An 18,977-nucleotide genomic window follows, 5' to 3' on the forward strand; every position below is an offset into this window, starting at 1 on the left:
GCGCATGTACCGCGTCTGCTTCGTCTGCACCGGCAACATATGCCGCTCCCCCATGGCCGAATCCGTCTTCCGCGCCCATGTCGAACGGGCCGGACTCGACGCCCTCGTCGAGGTGGACAGCGCCGGGACCGGCGGCCGGCACGAGGGCGACGGCGCGGACCCGCGCACGGTCTCCGTCCTGGAGGCCGCAGGCTACGCGCAGGACCACCGCGCCCGGCAGTTCCGTTCCTCCTGGTTCTCCAGCCTCGACCTCGTCATCGCACTCGACGCCGGGCACCTGCGGGACCTGCGGGCACTCGCACCCACTCCACAGGACGCCGCGAAGGTCCGGCTGCTGCGGTCCTACGATCCGGCGGCCACGGCCGGGCAGCACGACGTACCGGACCCCTACTACGGCTCGATCGACGGGTTCGAGGAATGCCTGGAACTCATCGAGGCCGCCGGCCCCGGTCTGCTGGACGCCGTACGCGAGGCGATGAAGGAGCACACCGCGTGAACGAGCACTTCCCCGAAACGACCGGCGCTGCGATCGGTGACGGCACCCGCGCCGTGCGCGCCGGTCTGCCCGAGGCCGTCAAGAACGAACCGCCCCTGCCGGGGCCGGTCTTCGCCGCCCACTTCCACCTCCCCGGAGACGTCGAGGGCCCCTACGCCTACGGGCGCGACACCAACCCGACCTGGACCCTGCTGGAACGGGCGATCGGGGAGCTGGAAGCCCCCGGCCAGGACGTGCACACCGTCGTCTTCGCCTCCGGCATGGCGGCGGTCTCCGCCGTTCTCCTCTCCCAGACGCGCACGGGCGACACCGTCGTCCTGCCCGACGACGGCTACCAGGCGCTGCCGCTGCTGCGGGAGCAGCTGGAGGCGTACGGGATCCACGTGCGCACCGCCCCCACCGGATCGGACGCCCAGATCGAGGTCCTCGACGGCGCCCGGATGCTGTGGATCGAGACGCCGTCCAATCCCGGGCTCGACGTGTGCGACGTACGACGCCTCGCGGAAGCCGCGCACGCCGGCGGGACCCTGGTGGCGGTGGACAACACCCTCGCCACCCCGCTGGGACAACGCCCCCTGGAGCTCGGGGCGGACTTCTCCGTGGCGAGCGGCACCAAGGGCCTCACCGGCCATGGCGACCTGCTGCTCGGGTACGTCGTGTGCCGCGACCCGGAACTCGCCGCCCGCGTCCGGGGATGGCGCAAGATCGTCGGAGCGATCCCCGGCCCCATGGAGGCCTGGCTCGCCCATCGTTCGCTGGCCACGATCCAGCTGCGCGCGCAGCGCCAGTGGACCAACGCACTGGCCGTCGCGGAGGCGCTGAGCGCGCGCCGCGACGTGAGCGGCGTGCGCTACCCGGGGCTGACCACGGACCCCTCCCACAAGACGGCCGCCCGGCAGATGCGGGGCTTCGGCTCGGTGGTCTCCTTCACGCTGCCCGACCGGGCGCACGCGGAACGGTTCATGGCCGCCCTGCACCTGGTCGAGGACGCCACGAGTTTCGGTGGCGTGCGGTCCACAGCCGAGCGGCGCGGACGGTGGGGCGGCGACGCCGTCCCCGAGGGCTTCATCCGCTTCTCCGCCGGGGCAGAGGACACCGATGACCTGGTCGCGGACGTCCTGCACGCCCTCGACCGGGCCCTGGAGCCGGCCGGTCACGATCGCTGAACAAGCCGTGGAAAGGGCAGTCCGAGCCTCCCCCCTAGTGGCTCGGACCGCCCCGGGTTCCGCGCGCGAAGAACCACGCGACAAGGCTAATTGACTCTGCGTCAGAGTCCAATCACGGTAGCGACAGGGGCCTATCTGCATATTTATAGTTGTAGACCCCCACCGAGAGGTGTCGCGATGGATCTGGCCCTGCTGCGCACCTTCGTCACCGTCCACCGGGCGGGCTCGTTCACGCGGGCCGCGGCCCTCCTCGGACTGTCCCAGCCCGCCGTGACCTCCCAGATCCGCACCCTGGAGCGCCAGTTGGGGCGGCCGCTCTTCCACCGCCGGGCCCGCGGTGTCACCCCCACCGCCGTCGGCGACGAACTCGCCCACAAGGCCGCCCCGCACCTCGACGCGCTGCTGCGGATCACCGAGGCCGAGCGGGAGGACGCGGGCGGGCTGCGCTCCCTCCACGTCGCCGGGCCGCCCGAGTTCCTGTCCCTGCGCGTGCTCCCCGCCCTGGCACCCCTCGTCGGCCAGGGCCACACCCTGCGCGCCACCTTGCAGAGCGACTCCGGAACCGTCCTCGACGGGCTCGCCGCCGGACACCACGACCTCGCCGTCACCACGGCCCACCCGCGGGGCGGCCCCTTCACCGCCACCGCGCTGTGCGACGAGGAGCACGTCCTGGTCGCCGCCCCGTACTGGGCCGCCCTCGTCGACACGGAACGGCTGCGGGACGACGGTCCCGGGGCCCTGGAAGGCATCCCGCTCGTCGAGGTCCACGAGACCCTGCCGCTCGTCACCCGGTACTGGAGCGCAGTCTTCGACGTCCTGCCGGCCGCCAGGTCCCTGAGCGCCACCGTGGTCGCACCCGACCTGCGCGCCGTACTGGAATGCGTCCTCGCCGGCGCGGGGCTCGCGGTGCTGCCCCGGTACCTGTGCCAGGACGCCCTCGACAGCGGCCGGATCGCGGCCGTGGCGGAGCCCCCCGTACCGCCGCTGCGCACCTGGTTCCTGGTCTTACGGGCCGGGAGTCCCGCCCTCGCCCACCTCGCCAGGGCGCGCGAGCGACTGCTGGAGGCCGCCGTGCACTGGTGAGCCCCCTGTTTCCGGCCCGTGGCGCGTTTCAGAAGCGGAGCGGTGGGCCACTCTTCTCCCATGACCGAACGTCCCGTGGTCAAACGCACCGCCCGCGCGATCCTGCTCGACGGTGACGACCTGATCCTCATCAAACGCACCAAGCCCGGCGTCGACCCGTACTGGGTCACCCCCGGCGGGGGAGTGGAGTCCTCGGACGCCACCGTCGTCGACGCCCTCCACCGAGAGGTCCACGAAGAACTCGGCGCGAAGATCACCGATGTCGTGCCCTGCTTCGTCGACACCGTCGAGCACATCGCCGACGGCGGGGTGACCGGCGTGAAGGTGCAGCACTTCTTCGTCTGCCGCCTCGAATCGATGGACCCGAGCCTGCGGCACGGCCCCGAGATCGACGAGCCTGCGGGCGAGTACGAGATCGTCCGCGTGCCCTTCAACCGAGTGGGCATCGCAGCGGTCCATCTCGTCCCGCTGTCCCTACGTCACTACCTGGACGGCAACATCGAGGGCGTGCGCGCCATGCACGCGCCCGACCTGGGCTGAGGCCGTTGCGGGGCCGGTGGGCTGCCACCGGTCCCGGACCGGCCGTGCCCGCCGGTCTCACCCGGCGATGCCCGCCAGCTCCTCGACCGCGTCGTGCCTGATCCGCTCGCCCGGAATGCCGATCCGCAGGAGTTCGTCCACCCCGCTGCGGATCATCGCGGGCGGTCCCGAGATGAACGCGTCGTACGAGCTCCACGGCCCGTGCTCACCCACGGCGTGCGGCAGCTGTCCCGCCAGGCCGTCGCCGACCACCGGCCGCACCGACAGCCACGGGTGCGAGCGCTGGAGCCCCAGCAGCGTGTCCTTGTCGTACAGGTCGCTGTCGCTGCGCGCCCCGAAGAACACCTCGACCGGTCGCCGCTCCCCGTGTACGGCCACGTCCTCGATCAGCGCCTTGATCGGGGCGATGCCGGTGCCGCCGCCCAGGCACAGCATCCCGTTGTCGGTGCTGTGGTCCACCACCATCGACCCGGCGGGCGGCCCCAGGCGCAGCACGTCCCCGGGGCGGGCGTGGCGCACCAGCGCGTTGGAGACCCAGCCCGCGGGGACGGCCTTGACGTGGAAGGAGAGCAGTCCGTCGGCCCGGGGGGCCGAGGCGAAGGAGTAGTGCCGCCACACCCGTGGCCACCACGGGGTCTCCAGGCTCGCGTACTGGCCGGCCAGGAAGGCGTAGGGCTGGTCGGGGCGGACGGTCAGCACCGCGATGTCCGGGGTGCGCAGGTCGTGGGAGACCACCTCCGCGTGCCACCAGGCGGGCGTCTTCACCTCGTCCGCGGCCGCCGCGTCGATCATGATCTGGGAGATCGCGGTGTACGCCCGCACCCACGCGGCCTCGGTCTCCGGGCCCCAGCTCTGTGTCGCGAACCGGGCCAGCGCCCCGACGAGGGCCTCGCCGATCACGGGGTAGTGGCCGGCCATGGTGCCGTACTTGCGGTGGCCGGTGCCCAGGCGGCAGAGGTAGGGGGCGAGTACTTCAGGATCGTCGATGTGCTCGGCGGCGGTCAGCAGTGCCTTCAGCAGGCGGTCGCGCTGGGTGTCCATGGCCACCGGGAACATGCCCCGCACTTCCGGGTGCCCGGTGAAGACCAGGGCGTAGAAGTACGAGGTCACCTTGTCGGCGACCGGGGCGATCTCCGCGAGGGTCCTGCGGATGAGCACGGCATCCGGTGAGGGCTCGGCCGCACCGCCCTCGGAGGGTATCCGGGCCGCTTCGCGTCTGGCCGATCTGGTGGGCGGAGCGTCCATGCGGTGCCTCGCTTCGAGCATCTCGGTCGGTCTGCACACGCCACGGTCTATGAATCCGTGGTTCCCGGTTTCACAGCGTGCCAGCCGTCCCAGAGGCCTGCGGGGAAACGCGGAAAATCCGCGTTTCGAACCCACTTTCCTCCTAAGATGCGTCAACTCCCGGGCGCGCCACCGCCACGAGCTGGTATACCTCCCGCAGATCCCGCCCCTCGTAGACATGGCTCGCCCGCGCGGCCAGATGCGGTCGCGCATTGACCGCCACCGAAACGGATACCGCCTCGAAGAGGTGGATGTCGGTCGCCGAATCCCCGTACGCCACGCAATCGGCCCGGGTCACACCGAACTGCTCGCAGAGCCGGTCGGCCACCATGACCTTGGCCTCGGGGGTCAGGATCCCCGCCGCCTCCACGGGCCGGGTGAAGGGCACTTCCGGGAAGACCGACCCGTGGGCGGCATGAGCGCCCCACTCCAGCAGCAGTTCCACGAAGAACGACGGTGACAGGGAGACCACCGCGCAGTACTCCCCGCGCTGCCTGATCTCCTGCCAGACGTCCCGGATTCCCGCGAGCCACGGAGCACCGTCGAACGCGGCCCTGACGTGCTCCGGCGTCAGCCCGGCCCACAGGGCATGTGCCGCCACCGAGAACTGGTGCGGCCCGATCTCCCGCGCGGCGAAGGACCGCTCCAGCTTGGCGATTTCGGCACTCACCCCGAGCTGGCGGGAAATCTCCACCGGAGCCGCCGAGCCGTACATCAGCGTTCCGTCGAGGTCGAAGAGGTGCAGGCGCGTCATAGCCCCCGAGGCTAGTGGGTTGGTTTCACGTGAAACACCGTGTTTCACGTGAAACATCGTCCGGCGTTTCACGTGAAACATCGGCTCAAATCCTCTGGACGGCTCCCGGCCCATGATCCAGTCTGGGCCGGTGACACCACCACACATCACCGATCTGCCGATCCGGGCGCTGACCGTGGACGATCTCCACCGCTGCGCCGACCTGTCCGAAGATCGTGGCTGGCTCCGCGAGGACCACAAGTGGGGACTGCTGCTCGCCGCCGGAAACGGCTTCGGCGTGGACGCTCCCGACGGCCGGGGCCTCGCCGCCGCCTGCGTCGTCACCCGGTACGGCAGCACCTCCGCCGGACCCGGACTCGCCGCCATCGGCATGGTTCTCGTGGCCGACCGCTACTCCCGACAGGGCATGGGACGCGCCTTGATGACCCACGTCTGCAATGACGTACTCAAGGGCATCCCACTCACCCTGCACGCCACGCCTCATGGGCGCCCGCTCTACGAGGAGCTCGGGTTCAAGACCACGGGCCGCGCCGAGATGCTGGTGGGCGCCTTCCGCGAGGACGGCACATCCGACGATCACGGCACCGCTCGGGTGCGGCCGGCGGTCGCCGACGACCTTCCCCGCATCGTGCGTCTGGACGCCGAGGTCTTCGGCGCCGACCGCACGCACATGCTCACGCGGCTGCCCGCCTTCGCCGACCAGCTGCTCGTCGCCGAGGAGCACGGCAGGGACGGCGAGGACGGCACGCTCACGGGATACGCCGCGGCCTGGCCCAACATGCACACCCATGTCATCGGCCCGCTCGTCGCCCGCGACACCGGCACCGCCAAGTCCTTGATCGCCGCTCTCGCCAGGAGCACGGACCGTGTCCTGCGCACGGATGTCGACGTACGGCACGAGGAACTGCTGGCGTGGCTCAAGGAACGAGGCCTGGAGTCGGTGGCCTTCAACGCCGTGATGACCCGGGACATCCCCGACCTGCCCGGTGACTGGACCCGCCGCTGGGCGCCGCTGACCGTGGCCGCGGGCTGAGAGGAGCTGCCATCGTGACCGACTCTCCCGACCCGGCGATCCGGCCCGCCACCGAGGCCGATCTGCCCGCCATCGTCGCCATGCTGGCCGATGACCCGCTCGGCGCCACCCGCGAGTCCCCGCAGGACCTCACCCCGTACCGCACGGCACTGGAGCGTCTCACCGGTGACCCGAACCAGCACGTGGTCGTCGCGGTGCGGGCCGGCCGGGTCGTGGGCACCCTCCAGCTGACGATCGTCCCCGGCCTCTCCCGCAAGGGCGCCACCCGCTCCATCATCGAGGGCGTCCGCGTCCACGCGGACGAACGCGGCAGCGGACTGGGCACCCGGTTCATCGAGTGGGCCATCGAGAAGTCCCGCGCCGAGAACTGCGCACTCGTCCAGCTGACGTCGGACGTGACCCGCACCGACGCCCACCGCTTCTACGAACGGCTCGGGTTCACCGCGTCGCACGTCGGGTTCAAGCTCCAGCTCTGACCAGCCGCACCGTGGGCCGGGCCGGGACCCTGTGTCGGCGGCCCGGCCTACGATCGGGAAGATGAGCGCCAGTCTCCCCCTCATCAGCACCGCCGAGCGCCGCAGCCGGCTCGGCCGACGCCACCGGCTGGCTCCGTCGGCCCGCGTCACAACGGTCGCGGAGGCTGCGGACTCCGTCGTCGCCCTGCACGCCACCGACGCCGCGACCGTCTTCCTCTCCGCGCGGGCCCGGCTCGCCGAGGGCGGCCCCGGAACGGTCGAGCAGGCGCTCTACGACGACGTCCGGCTCGTGCGGCTGCTCAGCATGCGCAACACCCTCTTCGCGGTGTCGACGGAACTCGCCCCGTATGTCGACGCGTCGACCGCCCGTGCCATCGCCGTCAAGGAGCGCCGCACCTTCCTCAAGCACCTCGACGAGGACGGGCAAGGACTCGACGCCGAGTGGCTGGCCCGGACGGAGGCGGTCGCGCTGGACACCCTCGACACCCACGGTCCCCTCACCGGCAGTCAGCTGTCCGCCGCCGTGCCCGCGCTGCGCCAGAAGATCACCCTCAGCCGGGGCAAGAAGTACGAGGCGGAGCAGGGGGTCGCCACCCGGGTCATCCGCCTGCTGGCCGCCGACGGCCGGATCCGCCGGGACCGGCCACGCGGTTCATGGACCTCCAGCCAGTTCCGCTGGGTCCACACCGCGCCCTGGCCCGCCGTACCGGCCGCCGAGGCCCGCGCGGAGATCGCCCGCCGCTGGCTGCACGCGTACGGCCCGGCCACCGAGGCCGACCTCAAGTGGTGGACGGGCTGGACCCTCACGGACGTCCGCAAGGCGCTCGCGGCCGTCGGCCCCGACCAGGTACGCCTCGACGACGGCAGTACGGCCCTCGTGAGCCCCGGGGACACCGCGCCCGAGCCGGCCCCCGAGCCCTGGGCGGCGCTGCTGCCCGCGCTCGACCCCGCCGGCATGGGCTGGGCCGACCGGGGGTTCCACCTCGATGCCGCCCACCGGTCCGCCCTCTTCGACTACGCAGGCAACATCGGGCCCACCGTGTGGTGGAACGGCGAGATCGTCGGCGGCTGGGCCCAGCGTCCGGACGGCGAGATCGTCTGGCGATTGCTGGCCGACCCCGGCCGCGCCGCCGAGAAGGCGATCACCGCCGAGGCCGCCCGCCTCACCGCCTGGGTGGGCGACGCACGCGTCACCCCGCGCTTCCGCACTCCGCTGGAGCGTGAACTCGTCGCCTGAGACGGCCCCCGGGCTGTCAGCCGATGCCGCGCCAGCCCTGCGGGGCGACCCCGCCGGGCACCGGGGCTGCGGGGTCGTACGGCTCCCTCGTGAACACGAAGGACGCCAGATCGAGGTGGCTCACCGAGCCGTCCTCGCGGCGCACCGCCCGCAGCGTCTCGCCCGTGTAGTACCCGGACAGCCCGGTCCAGCTGCCGTCGGGCTCGGACCGGAACCGGGCCGTACGCCCCGTCCCGCCGACCGGCGCCAGCTCCAGCGAGCCGTCGGCGAGCAGCCGCACCACCTGGGCCGAAGTCCCCCAGTACCAGGGGCCGCACACCTCGAGAGGCACCTGATCCGCCTCCCGGAACGGCCGCCACGGCCGGGGGAACGGGGGCTCGGCATCCGCCACGATCCCCACGAGATCGGCGGCCACGGCCGCGGCCGGCAGCCCCGATGTGCAGTTGGCCAGCACGACCGCCGCCACGTCGTCGGCCTCGCTCAGCCACAGCCCCGCGACGAACCCGGGCAGCGACCCGCTGTGGCCCGCCAGCCGGCGTGCGCCCTGGGCCATCAGCTGCACCCCCAGCCCGTAGCCGAGATCGGCGAACCCGGGCTCCGGAGGCGACGCCGGGCGGCGCATCTCCCGTACGGACTCCGCGCTCAGCACCCGCTCGTCACCGCGCAGCAGGAAGTCGGCGAACCGGGCGAGGTCCCGGGTCGTGGACCACAGCTGACCGGCCGCGGCCATCAGCCCCAGGTCCTCGAGCGGCTCGGGCATCATCACGTCCGCCCACGGGTGCACCGCCCAGCCGCCCGCGTGCGGGGCCTGCGGCAGGCCGCTCGTACGGTCCAGGCCCAGCGGCTCCAGCACCTCGGCCCGCAGGACCTCCTCCCAGGGCCGGCCGCGCAGCGCCTCCACCAGCGAACCCAGCAGGGTGTAACCGGGGTTGGAGTAGTGGTGCCTGCTGCCCGGGGTCAGCTTGAAGGGCTCCTCACCCAGCACGTCGACGAGCTCGGGCCGCTGTGCGCCGGGGGTGCGCTCCCACCACTCGCCGGGGGTCTCCGCGGCCAGCCCGCCGGTGTGGGCGAGCAGTTGGGCGATGGTCACCCGGCCGGCGGCGGTCCCCGGGAGATGCTGCTCCAGCAAGTCGTCGAGCCTCAGCAGACCTTCGTCCCGCAGGCGCATGACGAGGACGGCGGTGAAGGTCTTGCTGATCGACCCGATCCGGTACTGGACGTCGCCGTCCGGGCCGTGCCCCTCGACGGAGGTCCGGGAGCCCTCCCAGACCACCTGCCCGGCGCGGAGCACGGCCGCCACGACCGACGGCGCTCGGCCCGTGCTCTGCGCGACGGCGATCCGGTGCCTCAGCGCACGCCGGGTGGTGGGGAGCAGTTCACGGTCCTCGGCAAGCTCATCCATGATCGGATGCTACGTGTTGGCCATGTCCACGAAGCGCGAATAGTGGCCCTGGAAGGCCACGGTGATCGTCGCGGTGGGACCGTTTCGGTGCTTGGCCACGATCAGGTCGGCCTCACCGGCGCGGGGGGACTCCTTCTCGTAGGCGTCCTCGCGGTGCAGCAGGATCACCATGTCGGCGTCCTGCTCGATCGAGCCGGACTCACGCAGGTCGGAGACCATCGGCTTCTTGTCGGTTCGCTGCTCCGGACCACGGTTCAGCTGGGAGAGCGCGATCACCGGGACCTCGAGCTCCTTCGCCAGCAGCTTGAGGTTTCGGGACATGTCCGAGACCTCCTGCTGACGGCTCTCGGGTCGGCGCGAGCCGCCCGACTGCATCAGCTGGAGGTAGTCGATGACCACGAGCGAAAGGTCGTTGCGCTGCTTGAGCCGGCGGCACTTGGCCCGGATCTCCATCATCGACAGGTTGGGGGAATCGTCGATGTAGAGGGGGGCGGCGGAGACGTCCGGCATCCGGCGGGCCAACCGGGTCCAGTCGTCGTCCGTCATCGTGCCCGACCGCATGTGGTGCAGCGCCACCCTGGCCTCCGCCGAGAGGAGGCGCATGGCGATCTCGTTGCGCCCCATTTCGAGGGAGAAGATCACGCTGGGCAGGTTGCTCTTGATGGAGCAGGCCCGGGCGAAGTCCAGCGCGAGAGTGGACTTACCCATGGCCGGACGGGCCGCGATGACGATCATCTGGCCCGGGTGCAGGCCGTTGGTCAGCGAGTCCAGGTCGGTGAAGCCGGTGGGGACGCCCGACATCTGCCCGCTGCGCGAGCCGATCGCCTCGATCTCGTCGAGGGCGCCCTCCATGATGTCGCCCAGCGGCAGGTAGTCCTCGGAGGTCCGCTGCTCGGTGACGGCGTAGATCTCGGCCTGGGCGCTGTTGACGATCTCGTCGACGTCGCCGTCGGCCGCGTATCCCATCTGCGTGATCTTCGTGCCGGCGGCGACCAGGCGGCGCAGGACGGCCCTCTCGTGGACGATCTCCGCGTAGTACTCCGCGTTCGCCGCCGTCGGCACCGACTGGACGAGGGTGTGCAGGTACGAGGCTCCGCCGACCTTGCTGATCTCGCCGCGTCGCGTCAGTTCGGCGCCGACGGTGATCGGGTCGGCCGGCTCGCCCTTGGCGTACAGGTCGAGGATGGCCTGGTAGATCGTCTCGTGCGACGGCCGGTAGAAGTCGTGGCCCTTGATGACCTCGACGACGTCGGCGATGGCGTCCTTGGAGAGCAGCATGCCGCCGAGCACCGACTGCTCGGCGTCGAGGTCCTGCGGAGGGACTCGCTCGAAGCCGCCGCCACCGTCCCAGGAGCCGCCCTCGCGACCCCGGTCGTGCTGCTCGTCGCCGCGGCCCCGGCCCTCGCTGTTACGGCGCGGACGGGCGGGCAGACGGTCACTTGGACCGCTGTCGGCCCAGGGGTCGTCCATGGGCTCGGGCATGCTCACCGGGCCGCCTCCTCCCGTCCGCAACGCGGACCTCGCCGTGCGACTCTTTCTACGACACGGCTCTGACATTTGGGGCACCCGAATCGGCTGTCGGCGAGTCGGGCAACGCACCACGGTAGGGCCGGGAGCGGCGTCAGCCAATCTTGTTATCCACAGGCTCTGTGGATGAGATGTGGATGACGGCGCCAATGCTGTGGGTAACTCCCCGGAAGCTGTGCACGGACCGGGGGACGACGCTGTGGACAAAATCACCCGGGGCACCCCATTACCCCGTCTGACCTGGGGTTTCCTCTTCCACCGACGGCGGGCGCGAAATTTGTTCGCCGCGCTCTCGAGAACGCCTCCAACGAGGCGGGGAGAACCCGCAAGTCAGCGCGTCGGTAAGGATCCAGATGGTGTTGCGTCCATTACCTGTGGAAGATTAGATTGGTCGCATGACACAGGCCCTCGCAGCACCCACGGCGGGGCCGAGACGGCACGACCGAGAGATCTTCGCTCTCGCTGTCCCCGCCTTCGGCGCCCTCGTCGCCGAGCCCCTCTTCGTGATGGCCGACAGCGCCATCGTGGGACACCTCGGCACCCCCCAGCTGGCCGGCCTCGGCATCGCCGCCGCCCTGCTCACCACCGCCGTGAGCGTGTTCGTCTTCCTCGCCTACGCCACCACCGCGGCCGTCTCCCGCCGGGTCGGCGCGGGAGACCTGCAGGCGGCCATCCGGCAGGGCATGGACGGCATCTGGCTGGCTCTGCTGCTCGGCGTGGCCGTCATCGCCGTGGTGCTGCCCTCCGCACCCTCGTTGATCTCCCTCTTCGGCGCGTCCGACAGCGTCGCCCCGCACGCGATCACCTATCTGCGCATCTCCGCGCTCGGCATCCCCGCGATGCTCGTGGTCCTGGCGGCCACCGGGGTGATCCGCGGCCTCCAGGACACCCGTACACCGCTCTACGTAGCGATTGGCGGCTTCGCCCTCAACGCGGGACTGAACGTCGCGCTCGTCTACGGTGCGGGCCTCGGCATCGCCGGCTCCGCCTGGGGCACGGTCCTCGCCCAGTGCGCCATGGCGGCCGCCTACCTCGTCGTGGTCGTGCGCGGGGCCCGACGGCACGGCGCCTCCCTGCGTCCCGACACCGCCGGGATACGCGCCTGCGCCCAGGCCGGGGCTCCGCTGCTGGTCCGCACCCTGTCCCTGCGCGCCATCCTGATGATCGCGACCGCCGTGGCCGCCCGGCTCGGCGACGCCGACATCGCGGCCCACCAGATCCTGCTCTCCCTGTGGAGCCTGCTCGCCTTCGCCTTGGACGCCATCGCGATCGCCGGGCAGGCGATCATCGGCCGCTACCTGGGCTCGGGCGATACGGACGGTGCAAAGGCGGTCTGCCGCCGGATGGTGCAGTGGGGCATCGCAACGGGCATCGTGCTCGGTCTGCTGGTGGTCCTGGCCCGCCCGGTCTTCATCCCGCTGTTCACCAGCGACCCGGCCGTCGAGAACGCCCTGCTGCCCGCCCTGCTGGTGGTGGCCCTTGCCCAGCCCGTGTCCGGCATCGTCTTCGTACTGGACGGAGTCCTGATGGGCGCGGGCGACGGCCGCTACCTGGCCAGGGCCATGCTCGTGACGCTTGCCGCCTTCACCCCGGTCGCGCTGCTCGTCCCGGCCCTGGGCGGCGGGCTGACGATGCTCTGGTGGGCCATGACCCTGATGATGCTGGTCCGGATGCTCACCCTTCAGCTGCGAGCCCGTTCCGGCCGATGGGCGATCGCGGGAGCCACCCGGTAGGTGTTTCACGTGAAACACCGCCCCGGCGTCGTCGTGTTTCACGTGAAACACCGCCTGCCGATCCGGCCCGGAGGGCCCAGGAAACGGCGAAGGGCCGCACCCCATCGGGGTGCGGCCCTTCACGTGCAGCCCTTAGGCGGCGATGACCTCGATGCCCACGTTCGCGGCCACGTCGGCGTGCAGACGCACGGAGACCTGGTACGAACCGAGGGTCTTGATCGGGGAGCCCAGCTCAACGCGGCGCTTGTCGACCTTCGGGCCACCGGAAGCCTCGATCGCCGTGGCGATGTCGGCCGGGGTCACGGAACCGAAGAGACGACCGGCGTCACCCGCGCGGGTGGCCAGACGGACCTTTACGCCCTCGAGCTTGGCCTTGACCTCGTTGGCCTGCTCGATGGTCGCGATCTCGTGGATCTTGCGGGCGCGGCGGATCTGCGCCACGTCCTTCTCGCCACCCTTGGTCCAGCGGATCGCGAAACCACGCGGGACCAGGTAGTTGCGAGCGTAGCCGTCCTTGACGTCGACGACATCGCCGGCGGCACCGAGGCCAGAGACCTCGTGGGTCAGGATGATCTTCATTAGTCGGTCACCCTTTCCTTATCGCGCGGTGGACGTGTAGGGCAGCAGCGCCATCTCACGGCTGTTCTTCACGGCCGTGGCGACGTCACGCTGGTGCTGCGTGCAGTTGCCGGTAACGCGGCGGGCACGGATCTTGCCGCGGTCGGAAATGAACTTCCGCAGCATGTTCGTGTCCTTGTAGTCCACGTAAGCGGTCTTGTCCTTGCAGAACGCGCAGACCTTCTTCTTAGGCTTGCGCACAGGCGGCTTCGCCATTGTGTCTCTCCTGTGTGATCAAGAAGTTTGGATGGAGCTGCCCTAGAAGGGCGGCTCGTCCGAGTAGCCACCGCCGGAGCCGCCGGAGCTTCCGCCCCAACCGCCCCCGCCGCCGCCCTGCTGCTGGCCACCGGCCGGCGCGCTGGACGCCCACGGGTCGTCGGAGGGAGCTCCGCCGCCCTGCTGGCCGCCGCCGCTGGGGGCTCCGCCCCAGCCACCGCCGCCACCCTGCTGCTGACCGCCGCCGCCGTATCCGCCCTGGCCACCGCGACCGGTGGTCTTGGCGACCTTGGCCGTGGCGTTCTTCAGGCTGGGGCCGACTTCCTCGACGTCCAGCTCGTAGACCGTGCGCTTGACACCCTCACGGTCCTCGTACGACCGCTGCCTCAGCCGGCCCTGCACGATGACGCGCATGCCTCGCTGGAGGGACTCGGCGACGTTCTCCGCCGCCTGCCGCCACACCGAGCAGGTCAGGAACAGGCTCTCGCCGTCCTTCCACTCATTGGTCTGACGGTCGAAGGTGCGGGGGGTGGACGCGACACGGAACTTCGCGACCGCCGCACCCGAGGGGGTGAAGCGCAGCTCGGGGTCGTCGACGAGATTGCCGACGACCGTGATGACGGTCTCGCCTGCCATGGATGAACCTCTCGGCGGGGATTGCTGCTGGGCTGCTGTGCTACTCGATCCCGATTACCGCTGAACCGAAGTTCAGTGGGTCTCGGGGCGAAGGACCTTGGTCCGGAGAACCGACTCGTTCAGGTTCATCTGTCGGTCAAGCTCCTTGACGACCGCAGGCTCGGCCTGAAGGTCGATGACCGAGTAGATGCCCTCGGGCTTCTTCTTGATCTCGTAAGCGAGACGACGACGGCCCCAGGTGTCGACCTTCTCGACCTTTCCGTTGCCCTCACGGACGACGGAGAGGAAGTTCTCGATCAGCGGGGAGACAGCGCGCTCCTCGAGATCGGGGTCGAGGATGACCATCACTTCGTAGTGACGCATGTGGAACCCACCTCCTTTGGACTCAGCGGCCACGGTCGTTCCGTGGCAGGAGGGTCGTGATGCGTGAGCACGGCGTCCGCAGAGCAGACACCGCGCAGCTGTACAGACTACCTGCTCGCGTCCTTCCGGTTGAAATCCGGCAGGAGAGGGCCACAATCTGTATCCATCGGGTGTGCTCGGTGCTATGCCCCCGGCCCCCTGCCGGAGGCAGCCCGCAGCACCGCCAGCTTCAGCCAGGAGGTGCCTTCCGATGGCACAGGCAATGCGGCCCCCTCAGATCTCCCTGCTCTCCACCGACGGAAAGCCCCACCCGCTGCAGGACACCCTGATGGCGGTCACTCTGACCCTCGGCGCCGTGGCGTTCATCACGGCCTTCTTCCACAACCTGCACCTGATCAGCTCGTGGGCCGGGCTGATCGGAATCCTGACGGGCGCGTACGGACAGTTCGTCTCCGTCACGACACGCGAGCGCTTCGCCCTGATCATCGGCCTTGGCGCGTCTGCCATCGGCTTCTACCTCGGCATGTTCCACGGCGGCCTCTTCGGGGGCTGACCGGGCTGCCCGGGACACCTCCTCGGCAGGGCGCCGGCCACACTCCGGCCCGGGCCCACGGCCCGTCCCCCAGAAGGGTGGCGCCCCTGTCGCAGTAGGCTTCGCGGCATAGCCAGCGAAGCCGCCGAGGAGACGCCCCGCATGAGCCTGTCCCTGAGGACCATCAGCCGAGAGCAGCATCTGGGATACCTCCAGAGCCTGCCCTCGGCGAGCCACTGCCAGGTCCCGGCGTGGGCCGACGTGAAGAACGAGTGGCGTTCCGAGAACCTCGGTTGGTTCAACGAGTCCGAGGAACTCGTCGGAGCGGCACTCGTGTTGTACCGGCAGCTGCCCAAGGTGAAGCGCTACCTCGCGTACCTCCCCGAGGGGCCGGTCATCAACTGGTACGCCCCGAACCTGGAGGAGTGGCTCCAGCCGATGCTGGCCCACCTCAAGCAGCAGGGCGCCTTCACGGTGAAGATGGGCCCGCCCGTCGTCATCCGCCGCTGGAACTCGGCCGCCATCAAGGCCGGCATCCAGGACCCGAACGTGAAGCGTCTGCGCGACGTGGAGGCCTCGGTCATCGAGCCGCGCGCCTTCGAGGTGTCCGACAAGCTGCGCCGCATGGGCTGGCAGCAGGCCGAGGACGGCGGCGCCGGCTTCGGCGACGTCCAGCCCCGCTACGTCTTCCAGGTCCCGCTGGCCAACCGCTCGCTGGACGACGTCCTCAAGGGCTTCAACCAGCTGTGGCGCCGCAACATCAAGAAGGCCGAGAAGGCCGGCGTCGAGGTCGTCCAAGGCGGCTACGACGACCTGCCGACCTGGCAGCACCTCTACGAGATCACGGCCGAGCGCGACAAGTTCCGCCCGCGCCCCCTCAGCTACTTCCAGCGCCAGTGGACGGCCCTCAACTCCGAGGACCCCAACCGGATGCGCCTGTACATCGCCACGCACGAGGGAGAGCCGCTGGCCGCCGCCACGATGCTCACCGTCGGCCAGCACGTCTGGTACTCCTACGGCGCCTCCGCGAACCACAAGCGTGAGGTCCGGCCCTCGAACGCGATGCAGTGGCGCATGCTGCGCGACGCGTACGCACTCGGTGCGAGCGTCTACGACCTGCGCGGAATTTCTGACACGCTGGACGAGAACGACCACCTGTTCGGTTTGATCCAGTTCAAGGTCGGTACGGGCGGCGAAGCCGTGGAGTACGTCGGCGAATGGGACTTCCCGCTGAACAAGGTGCTGCACAAGGCGCTCGACATCTACATGTCGCGGCGCTGACCCCGATCCACCCGCTTTCCCCCACACAGTTCCGCTGCCCCGCGCAGCTTCCCAGGAGAGGTCCCGGACGGGCATGGCGCTCACGCTCTACGTCGACACCGCGCGCTGGCGTGCGCACCAGAAGCAGGTCCAGGACCAGTTCCCCGGGATGATCCCGGTCTGCAAGGGCAACGGTTACGGCTTCGGCCACGAGCGGCTGTGCGAGGAGGCGACCCGGATGGGCGCCGACGTACTCGCCGTCGGCACGACGTACGAGGCCGCCAGCATCAAGGACCTGTTCGGCGGCGACCTGCTCGTCCTCACCCCGTTCCGCCGGGGCGAGGAGCCGGTGCCGCTGCCGGACCGGGTCATCCGCTCGGTTTCCTCGCTGGACGGGGTCCGCAGCCTGGTCGGCGCCCGTGTGGTCATCGAGTGCATGAGCTCGATGCGCCGCCACGGAATCTCCGAGCAGGACCTGGGCCAGCTGCACGGCGCGATCGAGGACGTACGGCTGGAGGGCTTCGCCCTGCACCTGCCGCTGGACCGGCCCGACGGCTCGGACGCCGTGGAGGAGGTCATCGGCTGGATGGACCGGCTGCGCGCGGCCCGGCTGCCGCTGCACACCATGTTCGTCAGCCACCTGCGGGCCGAGGAGCTGTCACGGCTCCAGCAGCAGTTCCCGCAGACCCGCTTCCGGGCCCGGATCGGCACCCGGCTGTGGCTGGGCGACCACGAGGCGACCCAGTACCGCGGCTCGGTGCTCGACGTCACGCGCGTGGCCAAGGGAGACCGCTTCGGGTACCGCCAGCAGAAGGCCGCGTCCGACGGCTGGCTGGTCGTGGTCGCCGGCGGTACCTCGCACGGTGTGGGCCTGGAGGCCCCGAAGGCGCTGCACGGTGTGATGCCGCGGGCCAAGGGCGTCGCCCGGGCGGGTCTGGCCACGGTCAACCGGAACCTGTCGCCGTTCGTGTGGGCGGGCAAGCAGCGCTGGTTCGCCGAGCCGCCGCACATGCAGGTCTCGATCCTGTTCGTGCCCGCCGACGCGACCGAGCCGAAGGTCGGCGACGAGCTGGTGGCGCACCTGCGCCACACCACCACGCAGTTCGACCGGGTACTCGACGCCTGAGCCGTCCCGGTCAGTCCCTGGGGCCGGCGCCCCAGTCGACCCGCTGTCCCTCCGAGGGCGTCGCGTACCGCGGCGCCCTCGCTGCGTCCGACAGCACGAACACGTCCTCGGCCCCGTCCAGGACGCCCCCGGAGGGGTCGTCCGAGCCGTCCTGGCGGACGACGTCGCGCTCCGGGAGGAGGATGTCGCGGACGATGACGGCGCACAGGTAGAGCGTGGTCAGCAGGTGGGCGGCGATCGCCAGCTGGTAGCCCTCCACGGGCAGGCCCTGGTGCTTGTCCCCGCTGTTGATGTAGGCGAGGTAGAACCAGATCCCGAGGAAGTAGGCGACCTCGCCGGCCTGCCAGATCAGGAAGTCCCGCCAGCGCGGCCGGGCCAGCGCGGCGAGCGGGATGAGCCACAGCACGTACTGCGGTGAGTAGACCTTGTTGCAGAGGATGAAGGCGGCGACGACCAGGAAGGCCAGCTGGGCGAAGCGGGGGCGGCGGGGGGCGGTCAGGGTGAGCAGCCCGATGGCCCCGCAGAGCAGGAGCGTCAGCCCGGTCGCGTAGGTGTTGGCGTCGTGCAGCGGGTTGCCCGAGCGCTGGGAGATCAGCAGCCATACGGAACCGAAGTCGATGGGCCGCTCCTGGCTGAAGGTGTAGAACTTCGTCCAGCCCTCCCAGGCGAAGAGCATCACGGGAAGGTTCACCGTGATCCAGGCCAGGGCCGCTCCCACGGTGGCCAGGCCGAATTCGCGCCACTTGCCGGCCCGCCAGCAGAGCACGAACAGGACCCCGAGCAGCAGCACGGGGTACAGCTTGGCGGCGGTGGCCAGGCCGATGAAGACGCCGAAGAGGACCGTGCGCCCACGGGACCACATGAGCATCCCGGCCGCGGTCAGGGCGATGGCCAGCAGGTCCCAGTTGATCGTCGCCGTCAGGGCGAAGGCGGGCGCCAGGGCGAAGAGCAGGGCGTCCCAGGGCCGGCGGCGGTGGGTGCGGGCGACGCACACGGCGATGACCGCCGCGCAGGCCATCAGCATGCCCGCGTTGACCATCCAGTACATCTGCTCGCGGTGCTGCATGGAGCCGCTGCCGGGGGTCAGCCAGGAGGCGATCTCCATGAAGAGCCCGGTGAGCACCGGGTACTCCAGGTACTCCATGTCGCCGGGCAGCCGGTCGAAGTAGGGCGTCAGGTTGTCGGCGAAGCCGCGGACCGCGTACAGGTGCGGGATGTCGGAGTAGCAGGCGTGGGTGTACTGCGAGGAAGCCCCGCGGAACCACGCCCAGTCGTAGCAGGGCAGCTTCTGCACCATGCCGAGGGCGAACATTCCGATGGCGATGAGGGCCACGACGCGCACCGGTCCCAGCCAGTGTCCGCCGAGCCGGGCGTAGCGGCCGAGCGGGCCGCCGATGAGCTCACTGCCGGCTGCGGCGACCTCGTCCTGCTGCGTGGGCAGTACGGGGCGGTCCTCGTGCACCTTCGTCATGGGGCTCATCCTGCCGTACGGGGC

General features: G+C 70.6%; 20 protein-coding genes. 11 read left to right on the top strand and 9 right to left on the bottom strand.

The features are described 5' to 3' along the window. Positions 1-4: 4 nt before the first annotated feature. The 4 genes from IG86_RS0100785 to IG86_RS0100800 all read left to right on the top strand — a co-directional run bounded on the left by IG86_RS0100785 (position 5) and on the right by IG86_RS0100800 (position 3,285). Complete coding sequence (locus IG86_RS0100785; RefSeq protein WP_030893965.1) at positions 5-496, top strand: low molecular weight protein-tyrosine-phosphatase; 492 nt, start codon at positions 5-7, stop codon at positions 494-496. Beyond that, positions 493-1,662, top strand: a complete 1,170-nt coding sequence (locus IG86_RS0100790; RefSeq protein WP_173429148.1) for a cystathionine gamma-lyase — start codon at positions 493-495, stop codon at positions 1,660-1,662. The genes IG86_RS0100785 and IG86_RS0100790 overlap by 4 nt, the downstream gene beginning before the upstream one ends. A 177-nt stretch (positions 1,663-1,839) precedes the next feature. After that, positions 1,840-2,745, top strand: a complete 906-nt coding sequence (locus tag IG86_RS0100795; RefSeq protein WP_030817035.1) for a LysR family transcriptional regulator — start codon at positions 1,840-1,842, stop codon at positions 2,743-2,745. A gap of 60 nt (positions 2,746-2,805) precedes the next feature. After that, positions 2,806-3,285, top strand: a complete 480-nt coding sequence (locus tag IG86_RS0100800; protein ID WP_030647396.1) for an NUDIX domain-containing protein — start codon at positions 2,806-2,808, stop codon at positions 3,283-3,285. Positions 3,286-3,342: 57 nt separating this feature from the next. On the opposite strand, the gene IG86_RS0100805 is transcribed toward IG86_RS0100800, so the two are convergent. Further along, positions 3,343-4,749: a globin domain-containing protein gene (locus IG86_RS0100805; RefSeq protein ID WP_234315956.1), complete on the bottom strand. Its 1,407-nt coding sequence runs from the start codon at positions 4,747-4,749 to the stop codon at positions 3,343-3,345. Next, the gene (locus tag IG86_RS0100810; RefSeq protein ID WP_030817039.1) at positions 4,673-5,323 is read right to left on the bottom strand and encodes an HAD family hydrolase; all 651 of its coding nucleotides are present in this window, start codon (positions 5,321-5,323) and stop codon (positions 4,673-4,675) included. Before IG86_RS0100810 ends, IG86_RS0100805 begins: the two co-directional genes overlap by 77 nt. Before the next feature lie 130 nt (positions 5,324-5,453). Between IG86_RS0100810 and IG86_RS0100815 the strand changes: the two genes are divergently transcribed. The 3 genes from IG86_RS0100815 to IG86_RS0100825 all read left to right on the top strand — a co-directional run bounded on the left by IG86_RS0100815 (position 5,454) and on the right by IG86_RS0100825 (position 8,069). Further along, positions 5,454-6,356, top strand: a complete 903-nt coding sequence (locus IG86_RS0100815) for a GNAT family N-acetyltransferase (RefSeq protein ID WP_107056187.1) — start codon at positions 5,454-5,456, stop codon at positions 6,354-6,356. Between the two features lie 14 nt (positions 6,357-6,370). Then, entirely contained in the window at positions 6,371-6,832 is a 462-nt protein-coding gene (locus IG86_RS0100820; RefSeq protein WP_030817043.1) for a GNAT family N-acetyltransferase, read from the top strand. A gap of 61 nt (positions 6,833-6,893) precedes the next feature. Beyond that, positions 6,894-8,069 (top strand): winged helix DNA-binding domain-containing protein, encoded by a 1,176-nt coding sequence (locus IG86_RS0100825; RefSeq protein ID WP_030893972.1) that lies wholly within the window; start codon positions 6,894-6,896, stop codon positions 8,067-8,069. A gap of 16 nt (positions 8,070-8,085) precedes the next feature. Here the strand turns inward: IG86_RS0100825 and IG86_RS0100830 are convergent, their stop codons facing one another. Together IG86_RS0100830 and dnaB are read right to left on the bottom strand one after the other, a co-directional pair. Then, the gene (locus tag IG86_RS0100830) at positions 8,086-9,471 is read right to left on the bottom strand and encodes a serine hydrolase domain-containing protein (RefSeq protein WP_030817047.1); all 1,386 of its coding nucleotides are present in this window, start codon (positions 9,469-9,471) and stop codon (positions 8,086-8,088) included. Positions 9,472-9,480: 9 nt separating this feature from the next. Then, positions 9,481-10,941 carry a replicative DNA helicase gene (dnaB, locus tag IG86_RS0100835; protein ID WP_030893973.1) on the bottom strand — a complete coding sequence of 487 codons (1,461 nt, stop codon included), beginning with the start codon at positions 10,939-10,941 and terminating at the stop codon, positions 9,481-9,483. A gap of 452 nt (positions 10,942-11,393) precedes the next feature. On the opposite strand from dnaB, the gene IG86_RS0100840 reads away from it, so the two are divergent. Then, complete coding sequence (locus tag IG86_RS0100840; RefSeq protein WP_030893976.1) at positions 11,394-12,731, top strand: MATE family efflux transporter; 1,338 nt, start codon at positions 11,394-11,396, stop codon at positions 12,729-12,731. A 132-nt stretch (positions 12,732-12,863) separates the two neighbouring features. Here IG86_RS0100840 and rplI read toward each other — a convergent pair whose 3' ends face one another. The 4 genes from rplI to rpsF form a co-directional block, all read right to left on the bottom strand. Beyond that, complete coding sequence (gene rplI, locus IG86_RS0100845; RefSeq protein WP_030647419.1) at positions 12,864-13,310, bottom strand: 50S ribosomal protein L9; 447 nt, start codon at positions 13,308-13,310, stop codon at positions 12,864-12,866. Positions 13,311-13,328: 18 nt separating this feature from the next. Next, complete coding sequence (gene rpsR, locus IG86_RS0100850; RefSeq protein WP_005315025.1) at positions 13,329-13,565, bottom strand: 30S ribosomal protein S18; 237 nt, start codon at positions 13,563-13,565, stop codon at positions 13,329-13,331. 42 nt (positions 13,566-13,607) lie between these two features. Continuing rightward, positions 13,608-14,201 (bottom strand): single-stranded DNA-binding protein, encoded by a 594-nt coding sequence (locus tag IG86_RS0100855; RefSeq protein ID WP_030817051.1) that lies wholly within the window; start codon positions 14,199-14,201, stop codon positions 13,608-13,610. 72 nt (positions 14,202-14,273) lie between these two features. After that, a complete protein-coding gene (gene rpsF, locus IG86_RS0100860; protein WP_004950685.1) occupies positions 14,274-14,564 on the bottom strand; it encodes a 30S ribosomal protein S6 in 291 nt (96 codons plus the stop codon). Between the two features lie 250 nt (positions 14,565-14,814). Here rpsF and IG86_RS0100865 point away from each other — a divergent pair, with 250 nt between their 5' ends. From IG86_RS0100865 to IG86_RS0100875, 3 genes are all read left to right on the top strand, one after another. Next, positions 14,815-15,117, top strand: a complete 303-nt coding sequence (locus IG86_RS0100865; protein ID WP_030817052.1) for a hypothetical protein — start codon at positions 14,815-14,817, stop codon at positions 15,115-15,117. Between the two features lie 141 nt (positions 15,118-15,258). Next, positions 15,259-16,377 carry a lipid II:glycine glycyltransferase FemX gene (locus IG86_RS0100870; RefSeq protein WP_030025757.1) on the top strand — a complete coding sequence of 373 codons (1,119 nt, stop codon included), beginning with the start codon at positions 15,259-15,261 and terminating at the stop codon, positions 16,375-16,377. Positions 16,378-16,450: 73 nt separating this feature from the next. Further along, complete coding sequence (locus IG86_RS0100875; RefSeq protein ID WP_030817053.1) at positions 16,451-17,482, top strand: alanine racemase; 1,032 nt, start codon at positions 16,451-16,453, stop codon at positions 17,480-17,482. A 10-nt stretch (positions 17,483-17,492) separates the two neighbouring features. Here the strand turns inward: IG86_RS0100875 and IG86_RS0100880 are convergent, their stop codons facing one another. After that, positions 17,493-18,953 carry a glycosyltransferase family 87 protein gene (locus IG86_RS0100880; RefSeq protein ID WP_030817055.1) on the bottom strand — a complete coding sequence of 487 codons (1,461 nt, stop codon included), beginning with the start codon at positions 18,951-18,953 and terminating at the stop codon, positions 17,493-17,495. Positions 18,954-18,977 lie beyond the last annotated feature (24 nt).

Origin of the sequence: Streptomyces virginiae (assembly GCF_000720455.1) — a bacterium.
GTDB lineage: Bacteria > Actinomycetota > Actinomycetes > Streptomycetales > Streptomycetaceae > Streptomyces > Streptomyces virginiae.

What these genes read in the sequence shown, in the direction of transcription:
- IG86_RS0100785 (WP_030893965.1), top strand. Translation starts at nt 5, where the DNA reads ATGTACCGCGTCTGCTTCGTCTGCACCGGCAACATATGCCGCTCCCCC.
- IG86_RS0100795 (WP_030817035.1), top strand. Translation starts at nt 1,840, where the DNA reads ATGGATCTGGCCCTGCTGCGCACCTTCGTCACCGTCCACCGGGCGGGC.
- IG86_RS0100800 (WP_030647396.1), top strand. Translation starts at nt 2,806, where the DNA reads ATGACCGAACGTCCCGTGGTCAAACGCACCGCCCGCGCGATCCTGCTC.
- IG86_RS0100805 (WP_234315956.1), bottom strand. Translation starts at nt 4,749, where the DNA reads ATGTCTACGAGGGGCGGGATCTGCGGGAGGTATACCAGCTCGTGGCGG.
- IG86_RS0100810 (WP_030817039.1), bottom strand. Translation starts at nt 5,323, where the DNA reads ATGACGCGCCTGCACCTCTTCGACCTCGACGGAACGCTGATGTACGGC.
- IG86_RS0100825 (WP_030893972.1), top strand. Translation starts at nt 6,894, where the DNA reads ATGAGCGCCAGTCTCCCCCTCATCAGCACCGCCGAGCGCCGCAGCCGG.
- IG86_RS0100830 (WP_030817047.1), bottom strand. Translation starts at nt 9,471, where the DNA reads ATGGATGAGCTTGCCGAGGACCGTGAACTGCTCCCCACCACCCGGCGT.
- dnaB (WP_030893973.1), bottom strand. Translation starts at nt 10,941, where the DNA reads ATGGACGACCCCTGGGCCGACAGCGGTCCAAGTGACCGTCTGCCCGCC.
- IG86_RS0100840 (WP_030893976.1), top strand. Translation starts at nt 11,394, where the DNA reads ATGACACAGGCCCTCGCAGCACCCACGGCGGGGCCGAGACGGCACGAC.
- rplI (WP_030647419.1), bottom strand. Translation starts at nt 13,310, where the DNA reads ATGAAGATCATCCTGACCCACGAGGTCTCTGGCCTCGGTGCCGCCGGC.
- rpsR (WP_005315025.1), bottom strand. Translation starts at nt 13,565, where the DNA reads ATGGCGAAGCCGCCTGTGCGCAAGCCTAAGAAGAAGGTCTGCGCGTTC.
- IG86_RS0100855 (WP_030817051.1), bottom strand. Translation starts at nt 14,201, where the DNA reads ATGGCAGGCGAGACCGTCATCACGGTCGTCGGCAATCTCGTCGACGAC.
- rpsF (WP_004950685.1), bottom strand. Translation starts at nt 14,564, where the DNA reads ATGCGTCACTACGAAGTGATGGTCATCCTCGACCCCGATCTCGAGGAG.
- IG86_RS0100865 (WP_030817052.1), top strand. Translation starts at nt 14,815, where the DNA reads ATGGCACAGGCAATGCGGCCCCCTCAGATCTCCCTGCTCTCCACCGAC.
- IG86_RS0100870 (WP_030025757.1), top strand. Translation starts at nt 15,259, where the DNA reads ATGAGCCTGTCCCTGAGGACCATCAGCCGAGAGCAGCATCTGGGATAC.
- IG86_RS0100875 (WP_030817053.1), top strand. Translation starts at nt 16,451, where the DNA reads ATGGCGCTCACGCTCTACGTCGACACCGCGCGCTGGCGTGCGCACCAG.
- IG86_RS0100880 (WP_030817055.1), bottom strand. Translation starts at nt 18,953, where the DNA reads ATGACGAAGGTGCACGAGGACCGCCCCGTACTGCCCACGCAGCAGGAC.